The organism is uncultured Kiloniella sp. (genome assembly GCF_937128705.1).
In the GTDB taxonomy this organism is placed as follows: domain Bacteria; phylum Pseudomonadota; class Alphaproteobacteria; order Kiloniellales; family Kiloniellaceae; genus Kiloniella.
The window spans coordinates 1-9,818 of sequence record NZ_CAKZMP010000199.1 but is presented as its reverse complement, the minus strand read 5'-3'; the positions used below and the strand labels follow the sequence as shown (position 1 = coordinate 9,818).

Below are 9,818 nucleotides of genomic sequence, written 5' to 3'. Positions count from 1 at the left end.
ATATCACCGACTTCGCTAAAATCATAAGACATAGAAAGCGGGGACGCCCCCCGATCAATCTGACCATCTGTGATCTCAATGTAGCGAATTGCCTCTGCCGCCCATGTCATACCATCCCACAAGCCAACCTGATCAAAGACTCGTTGTGATCCCAGAGCAATGGCGGATGATCGCCCGTCAAAAGGCGTGGCTTTTTGATCAGAAGGCTCTTCGCGATCAACAACCGCAACCTCCATTCCTGCGCCAGCAAGAGCGACACCCAGGGTAAGACCAACCAGGCCACCACCAACAACGAGAACTTCAACCGTTAGATCTTTTTGAGCCATATTATTTTAAGCCATTTGTATTCAGAATCGTTACACAAGATAAGCTTTTTCAGAATAGCGTTGATCTGATCACGCCCGACTTGTTCATTGTTATATAAGAGGGATTATCGCTTTTGCCAAAGATAACCGACAATAAGCGGGTATTTGCGACAATTTAGCCTGAGAGATTCAACTACTAATTCTAAGAGATTAATCAATAATCCCACTTCCAGAAAACGCCCACCTTACTGTCAGCCGTTTGCCCGGTTTCGCTCTCTAGTGTGATGTTCGGTGTCAGGTCAATCTGGACTTTTGCCTTTGTGCTGTCTGCCGATGCCCCCTGATCAACACCAATATAAATATTGTCCGTTATATATTTCCCGGCACTGACTTCAGGAGATCCCGTATCAGAATTCGTACCGGCAGTAAGAACATCCACACCCAGAGAATCCCTAGCAAACCCCAGAACGCCACCGCCGGAATCTATCGCCCCGGACAAGGATGCAATCGCCGATGCCAGTTGCAGAGCTTCCACCGCAGAGAGTTTACCCGAAGCTTTCCCAAACAGAACCTGAGAAAGCACCTCATCCTCTGGCAACCCATCGGGAGAAGAAAAACTAATCTTGGGATTAGATGCTGTTCCCTGAATAGATACAATCGCCGTCACATTATCAGCTTCATAGACTGCAGAAAGATCGAGATCGGGATCAATCTGTGTGCCCCCCAGCAACGCGATTTTGCCCTTCCGCAGGTTAAAGTTTTTACCTGCAAAAGAGAACTGACCCCTGACCGGGCTCAAGTAACCTTCAATCACGGGAGCATTGGCAACGCCCTTGATGGTAAACTTGCCTTCCCATTCAGAATCAAGCCCTCGGCCCCGAATGAATACCTTACGTGGCATATTCAGCAGCAAATCCAGCGAAATTTTTGAGGGTTTTTCTTTCTTCTCAGCCTTTACATCGGCTGCGTTCCGCTGCCCTAAACGGTTGGGACGGTTGATTTCAGTTACTTCAAGGTCCACAACACTAGGGGCAACGGCACTGCCAATATTAATATTTGTTTCCCGTGTCGTAATATCGCCCGCAACAGTCATACTTGCCGGAGATCCCTTGATTACGATGTTACCATCGGTTTGTACCGCGATCTGATCCTGATCTAGAGCGGCGAGGTTATCGAGTTGAATGGCCAAATCAATCAGTGGATTACTTAAATTTTCAAAGCGAACGGTCCCCTCAGATCTCAAGATGCCTTGCTTGTTATCATTTGCCTGAAGATTCAATCGCAACAACTGACTATTTTCCAACCCGGCATCAAGCGTAATATTTTTGAGCAGTGTTCCCAATTCGATATTTTCATAGCGACCTTCACGTATCGTTGCCGAGCCAATTATTTGTGGGTTTGCTATCGTACCGGAAACTTTGAGGTCAGTAGCGAGCTGCCCACGCATTTCCTGTGTATCCAGCGCCAGAATTGCCCATAGGTTTTCAATTTCACTATTGATTAAAAGGCCCCCAGTTAAAGGCTGGTTATCAGGTACAGTAACAAAGAAAGGTGAAAACCCAACCTGTAGAGGCACCGAACCTTTGGCTTGAACAGTTGATCTTTCCAGTCCCGTTACATCGTTCTGAAAGTCAAATCGATTATTACTTAACGTCCCGGATAACGTAGTTTGTAAAGGGGGCATCGTTGAATTCGGGTCATCTGTAAATTTGATGTTCTCAGCCTTCAAAAAAAGACTTCCCTGAGCATTTTCGGGGCGCAGAGACAGGCTTGCTTGTCCGGCCAGCATCCCCTTGATTTCTAGATCAGGGGCAACCAAATTGACCAAATCCACAGGAAAAGTTTTTATTTCTACCTGTGCATCTACACTGGATTTTGTCAGCTCACCAGAACCCGCAATCAATCCACGATCAAATGAAAGCTCGAAAGGATCAATACTGGTTTTATCCTGATCCTGAAGTACAACAAGAGCTTGGCGTAAAGTAATCACCTTTTCTGCAATCGTGCCATCGAGCTGTGACAATTGAAAACGCGTATATGACGGTTTCCCCGCCACCGGAAACGCCAAACTACCTCCGCCACCCAATGCAACAGCTGGTGCCATTGAACTGTTCAGTGCAAAGGTGAAATCAGCATTAGACAGTCCGCCCTCTACGTTCAAACGTGCCTGCTCAATCAAACGGTCCTGCACAGAAACATCCGCGAGATTGGCAGTCATCGACAACTGGGGATCATTGAAAGCCCCCTGCGAAGTGGCGGTCACATCCAAATTTCTGATAACAGTGGCGCCTGAATCAGGGGAAAGATTATTTCCCACCAAACTCAAAGCCAGATGTTGCGTCCCCTCTTTTTCACCCAGAATTGCGTTGGTAGACACTGCGCCCGCAATATCAGCCCCGAAGGCTGCCCCCAGAGAAGAGAGGTCACCTAAGTCCCCACGAATATCAGCAATAAGCGGTGTCCCATCGAATGGAACCGTTGCTGTACCCGAGATATTGTTTTGACCCGTTTGCAAAAGAATATCGGCGACTTGTAGCTGCGCATAGTCTGGCAAAGAAAATCCAAACGTCAGATCAAGAGGCAAAATTCCCCCGCGAAGCTCTGAGTCAAAAACACCATTTGCTCCGCTCGCTAATGTCGTCGCGTTAAAGGTTGTTGCCAAATTACCAATTGCATTCTGATCTAGATTCAAACCCGATACGGTTAACTTTCCTTCTGCCCCCGGATCCGCAATTGCCCCACTTAAAACTGTTTCAAAGTTTGCAGAACCAGATAGAGCAAGCCCGGTAACTTTACTAAGTTGCGAAAGATCCGGCGCCTCGATCTTTATATCTGCCAAAAGGCTTTCAAACGTGGCAGGAAGTTCTGCCGACCCAGCGACTTGTGCCACCGGAAGGGGGAGAGCAATATCCGATACCTTAAATGCCGTATCATCCAAATTGAAATTCGCGCTCAAGGAGGGGTCCGTGCTCACAAGCTCTTGAAGGTCAGCATCACCCAAATCAAGGTTTTGAGCGGTAATCGTGACATTCCCCATCATCTGATTAGAAATATCCAGACTTTGCACGCTTAGCTCTGTTACAAGTTTTCCCTTTACTGGCGCCAGCTGGGATAAATCATCCAGAACGATTGCAATCTTTGAGCTCGCCGTGTTGTCACGGGTTGACATCGCTGCCCTGATATCCGCGCTAAAAAAAGCCCCCCGCGCTCGGAACATCGGAACATTTAAGAGCCCACTTTCGAGCACATAATGACTCTCAAGCTCTAGACGTAGGTTGCGCCCCAGCAATTTTTCTGCTTGCGGAGGCAGCCCCCTGACTTCTGTTAGAGCCGCAGAAGCATTAACAGGAATCATCTCCAACTGCATCAAGTTGATATCAGAACTGATACTCCCGATGATGTCCCCAACACTCAAAACACCCTGTGCAGCGGTATCAAGCGGTTCAGCCTGATTAATCTTTATCCCACCCGCCTGAAAAGTTGTGCTGATATTCATTGATTGAAAATCACCGACAACATCTAAATCAACAATTCCCCGAGCAAGGGAAGCTGGCGCAATCATCTGATTCAAAGCACCAACCTCTAACAACGCAGTGCTGGCCGAGATATCAATCTTCTCATTATCCAGATCTACGTTACCACTGACAGAGACATTAAGGTTTGTATTGGTGATATCCAGAGATGACAAATTAATCAGGTTATTTTCCCGGTCCCACAAAACCGTCGATGCTAGATCAATCGGGTTCTTATCCACCAAAGGAAGGGAAGCAGCTAACTTATCCGAAAATTCTGTGCTACCAGATAGATCAAAAGTGATCGTATCCTGTCCCCGGCTAGAAAGGGTAAGATCAGCTTTAAATAATTCTCCGGCATACCCTTTGAGCTGCCCCTGCCAATCCACCAAAGGCCCCTGCCCGCTGATCGTCAAATTAACTTCGGGGTAGCCGGGAAGATCCAATGCCCGCGCAATCAGGCCGCCTTGAGGTTCTGTAAGCTGAGCATCAATGGACAACGTATCTGCATCGGGCTGGTAATTAACCTTGGCGCTAACAGATCCCTGGTGAGCATCAAGCTGATCAATATTAAGCGCGCTAAGAATTCCTGATTCATCATGCGCAGAAAGCTTCATGGACAAAGCCAACAAAGCTTTTCGCCCCGCAATGCTCTCCGCAAGGTCAATCTTTGCAATATCAAGCTGACCCAGACTTATATCTATTGGCAAAGGCAGAGGCGATGATGTGCTTTGCCCCTCTTCCGGTGAGGATGGCAGTTCTGGATTACGTGTTACAGCCAGAGAAGCAAGAGAGATCTTGTTTATCTTCAACTGACCAAACAGCAAATCCAGCGGCGACCAATCGAGAACAAGATCGGTCCCTTCAAGCCAGTCTCCTTTGGGATCACGCAGGATAATTCTCTCGAGGCGGGCACTTGAAAAAACATTGCCATCAAGCTGCTGCAAATCGATCGTCAGACCAGCAGGGTCATTTACCGCTGACTCTATCTGCGCCAACAGGGTCGCCCGACCGCTATCCGTTTGCAGATAAATATAACCACTAAATATCAGTAACAGAACAAGAATCAGTGGTGAACAGATGATCGCGGCAATGACCTTGCCCTTGCTTACTTTCATTTTGGGCTGATCTTCATCTTAAAAAGCCTGCCCTATGCTGACGTAGAACTGCCAGGCGTCATCAATTTCTTTCCGCCTGTTCAAAGGAACGGCCACATCCAACCGGATCGGTCCAATGGCAGTATAATACCGAAGACCAATACCGGCACCCCACTGAAAGTTTTCAGAAAAATCAGGGACTGCACTGTCATAGACGTTACCGCCTTCGATGAAAGGAACCAGACCAATGTCTTCTGTTACCCGAACCCTTGCTTCAGCGCCAAACTCAACAAGGGACCGCCCCCCAACAGGGTCGTCACTGGCATTTAGCGGGCCAACTGTCTGATGTTCATAGCCCCGAATTGATCCGCCACCACCAGCATAAAACCGTTTGGTCGCAGGAATATCTCTGGCACTATCCCCCGCCAACAGACCAATTTTGCCACGCGTCGCAAAGACCAGCCTGTCATCATCCAGAATTGAATAATAGGTTGATCCATCAATTTCTGTCTTGAAAAAATCCGGGGAAGCCGCGGTTAAACCGTAAAACGGTGTTGCTGTTACACCGAAACGAAAACCTGATGTCGGGTCCAACAAATCGTTTGTTGAATCATATCGCGCACTAAGTGGAATGCTTGCAAAGGCATATGATTCTGTATCGTCTTCATCTTGAATCTCTGACAGCTCTAGTTCCAGCCCCCCACCAACAGTCCAATGGTTGCCCCATTTCCGATCAATACCTACAAAAGCACTAACAGATTTCTCTTCGTAGGCTTCCGTGTCTTCATGTTTTATATTTGTATTGGCATTAAAATTTTGATCATTTCTAAGGTAATTAGGCTTAGTGAATCCTAATTTTAGCTGCTGCCTGATTTCTGCAACAGTTAAATCAGCCCTTAGCTTTTCGCCTTGACCAAAGGTATTCCTGTTTTCCCAATAGAATTGAGTGCCAGCACCCTCACTTGTTGAATAACTGGCGCCGACCCCCACAGATTTATGTTCCCGTTCAACAAAAACTATCGTGATCGGGGTTACATAGGTGCCATCCCTGGCCGCATTGCTTGTGTCCAAGGGCTTCATCCGGACAGCTTCAAACAACCCGGTACGTAGATATTTACGGCGCAGTTCATCTATGATCTTCGCGTTGTAGAGAATACCTGCTTTCCACTGACTTAATTGCTGTAGATAAACGGAATCAACTTCTTTTAAGCCTTCGAATTCCAAATTTCCGACGACCAGTCTCGGGCCTTCATCCAGAATAAGCGTTACATCCATTTTTTGCGTTGCAAAATCAACTATCGCTTCCTGATCCGCTAATTTCGCATCGGGATAACCATGATCCGCAAGAATGACAATTGCCTGATTTTTTGCCTGTACAATCACTTCTGAACGGACAGCAACACCCGTTGAGATTCCTAAGTTAGTATTATTTAGCGCTGCCGGGATCTGCTTTCCGGATTTGAACACAACGCTGAATGTATTGAGGTGGAATTGAGGGCCCGCCTCAATTTCAAAAGCGACGCCGATGGGCCTTTGGCTATCATCAATGCTATAAGAGATCGTATTATCGTAAAACCCTTCAGAACGCAGGACTTTATCAAAACCTTCACTGTCCTCCTTAACTCTGCGCTTGAGCGCCGCCAAGCTTGAGGGCAACTTATCTTTTAACTGCTCCAACCGTGATGACTTTTCGATAAGGCTCAGTAGATCATTTTGTATGTCACCAGTGATAGAGACATCATACTTATAGGCTTCAGCAGTATCTGACAGCCCCAAATCCTGCGCGCCTGCACGGCTAAACATCCCGAGAGACAACAGGGCAAAAGCAACAAAAGCTATGTTAATCCTTGGGGGTTTTTGGGTGTTCCCAAGAAATTTTAATCGTCTCATAAAGGGCGCACCCATTTTTTTATCTACGTGATGATACCTTAATCCCCGAACCAAGAATACCTTAGCTTGGCCTCAGCACAAAAGGACAACAGTTCAGCTTAAACGCTGCTGTATTAATGACTATAGCTTTATGGTCTATTGTTCAATCGTGGCTTTTACCTACTTTAATTTTTCCGAGCAGCACAAAAGCTCATTTTTTAATCAACATCACATCGATGATTAATTTTTAGGCACATTTTATTTTGCATTGCACAATTTGAATCCACCCCCAAGTGCCATATACAACTTCTATCCTATTGTTATATATGATAATTTTATTTTTTAAAAGTTGGCACGTTTCTTGGATCTAGTAGACCAGTCCCAGAACGCAAATAATGGAAGAAATAATGTCCAGCTTTCTTAGTTCCAACAAAAAATCTATCGCACTGTCCGCGATTACAGCTTCAATTCTAACAGTTCCGTTGCTTACGGCCCCTACGCCAGCACAAGCAGCAGTAACCGAAGAAACCGCTTTTGTTTTTAACACATTCTCTTTTTTGGTAAATGGCGTCCTCGTTATGTGGATGGCTGCTGGCTTTGCTATGCTCGAGGCTGGCCTGGTTCGCAGTAAAAATACCGCCGCCATCTGTCTGAAAAATATCGCACTCTATTCCATCGCAGGACTGATGTTTTACCTCGTCGGTTATAATTTATTATACGTTGGCGTAGGAGAAGGCGGTTTTATGGGAACTTTCAGTTTCTTCTATGATTCAGGCGAAGCAGAAGTCGCATTGCTTTCCGCAGATGCAAGTACCGAAGAATTGATTAGTGCCGTCACGTCAAACGGTTATTCCGTTATGTCTGACTGGTTCTTTCAAATGGTCTTTGTCGCTGCAACTGCCTCTATCGTTTCAGGCACCTTGGCAGAACGCATTAAATTCTGGCCCTTTATGCTGTTTATTGCCGTATTGACCGCCATCATCTACCCAATTCAAGCTTCTTGGAGCTGGGGCGGCGGCTGGTTGGCTGACCTTGGGTTTAGTGATTTTGCCGGATCAAGTATCGTTCATTCCGTCGGCGGTTGGGCAGCCCTAACTGGCGCTATCATCCTAGGCCCACGCAAAGGCAAGTTCACTGCCGAAGGACGGGTTAAACCGATCCCGGGCTCTAATCTACCGCTCGCAACACTTGGAACCTTTATTCTTTGGATGGGGTGGTTTGGATTTAATGGCGGCTCACAGCTTGCCCTTGGGTCAGCAGCAGATGCCGTTGCCATGGCGATTGTGTTTGTAAACACAAACATTGCAGCCGCAGCAGGTGTTGTTGTAGCAATGATCCTGACACAACTTCTATACAAAAAAGTTGACCTAACAATGGCGCTAAACGGTGCTCTTGCAGGGTTGGTTGCAATCACAGCGGGACCTGATGTTTCCCACGCATACATGGCCATAATTATTGGCGGTATCGGTGGTGCAATTGTCGTCTTTGCTGTTCCTCTGCTTGATAGCTTGCAAATTGACGATGTGGTCGGTGCCATTCCAGTCCACCTTTGTGCTGGAATATGGGGAACCCTAGCTGTAGGAATTTTTGGCTCAGGAACAATTGTTTCTCAATTAACAGGCATTATCGCAATCGGTGCATTTACCATCATCTGTAGCGCCGCCCTGTGGATCCTGCTCAAAATCACTGTCGGCATCCGAATTTCCGAAGAAGAGGAATACAACGGACTTGATGTCAGTGAACTTGGTCTCGAAGCCTACCCAGAATTTGGACGAGGTTCTCAGAAACTCGTCTAACGATTTCAGTCTCCCCACTGAAACTGGTGGTTTTACAGATTATCGTGAAACCACCTGAGACAAACTGGTTAATCCCTTTTCCGGTACGTCTCATCCTCCTTAGGCCCTACAGACCGCTATCCGAGCTCTTTCCTAGTAGGGTCTTAACTTGCCGCCTATCACATCACGTGATAGGCGGTCTTTTTTATTGAAAGCTCAAAAAAAATTCTTTTCTCTAGCCACGCTCTTGCCCGAATTGGTATTTAGTTACATTAATGAAAACCAATTCATGACAACCGTCAAATCAAAGAGTCCGAGGTTAAGAGTTCACGTGATTACCCGCCAGTTTGTTGACCGACAAAAATTACAGGAATTTCATCCCTTTACTCGTCTTCGTACTTTACTCGAAGATTTACCCGTCGGCCGCTCCTGCCTGGAAGATGGACAGGTCATCAATCTCTCTATTGGTGAGCCACAAACACAACCGCCCGCTTTTGTCGCCGAAGAGATAGAAAAAGCTGCGAAAGGGTGGTCTAAATATCCCCTATCGAAAGGCACGCCGGATTATCTTGCGGCTTGCGCTAACTGGCTTGAACAACGCTACAAATTGCCTGAAAACTTTATCAATCCAACAAAACATATTTTAGCCGTACCCGGCACCCGGGAAGGATTGTTCATGACAGCCCTCACGGTACTTTCAACACCAAAAAAAGATTCTGAAGCCCCAGTATTTCTGACCCCGAACCCTTGCTATCATGTATATACCGGAGCCGCAGCCGCAGCGGCGGCAGAGGTTGTAACCGTTAGTGCAACAAAAGAAAGCGGCTACCTGCCGGATTATACGACAGTACCAGAAGAGATATTAGAGCGTACTGAACTTTGTGTACTTTGCAGCCCCTCGAACCCCGAAGGGGCCGTCGCAGAACCACAGCGCATCAAAGACCTTATTTCCCTAGCACGCAAACATGACTTTGTTGTTGTTTTTGATGAATGTTATGCCGAAATATACACAGATACAGCACCACAGTCGGCTTTGGAGATAGCCCGCGAAATGGAGGTTGTATCAGATACAGTCCAGAACAATACGCAAAACGATCCACTCGCGAATATTTTGGTTTTCCATTCCCTTTCCAAGCGATCAAGTGCTGCAGGCCTCCGCTGCGGCTTTATCGCAGGTGATGAAAAATGGATATCAATGATCAACACAACCTGTCAGGTTGGCGGTGCAGGTGTGCCTATACCTGTGCAAGCAGCAGGTAC

Annotated in this window: 5 protein-coding genes; 2 read left to right on the top strand and 3 right to left on the bottom strand. The window is 46.8% G+C overall.

Going from position 1 to position 9,818, the window contains the following annotated elements:
* From Q0241_RS10795 to Q0241_RS10785, 3 genes are all read right to left on the bottom strand, one after another.
* Nucleotides 1-326, bottom strand: a 326-nt coding sequence (locus Q0241_RS10795) for an FAD-dependent oxidoreductase (RefSeq protein WP_299377219.1), incomplete at its 3' end; no start/stop codon positions are given.
* Nucleotides 327-519: 193 nt separating this feature from the next.
* The gene (locus tag Q0241_RS10790; RefSeq protein WP_299377217.1) at nt 520-4,935 is read right to left on the bottom strand and encodes a translocation/assembly module TamB domain-containing protein; all 4,416 of its coding nucleotides are present in this window, start codon (nt 4,933-4,935) and stop codon (nt 520-522) included.
* A gap of 18 nt (nt 4,936-4,953) precedes the next feature.
* Nucleotides 4,954-6,804: an autotransporter assembly complex family protein gene (locus Q0241_RS10785; protein ID WP_299377215.1), complete on the bottom strand. Its 1,851-nt coding sequence runs from the start codon at nt 6,802-6,804 to the stop codon at nt 4,954-4,956.
* A gap of 386 nt (nt 6,805-7,190) precedes the next feature.
* Between Q0241_RS10785 and amt the strand changes: the two genes are divergently transcribed.
* Nucleotides 7,191-8,579, top strand: a complete 1,389-nt coding sequence (gene amt / locus Q0241_RS10780) for an ammonium transporter (protein ID WP_299377213.1) — start codon at nt 7,191-7,193, stop codon at nt 8,577-8,579.
* A 310-nt stretch (nt 8,580-8,889) separates the two neighbouring features.
* The coding region (locus Q0241_RS10775; RefSeq protein ID WP_299377211.1) for an aminotransferase class I/II-fold pyridoxal phosphate-dependent enzyme at nt 8,890-9,818 on the top strand (929 nt) is incomplete at its 3' end.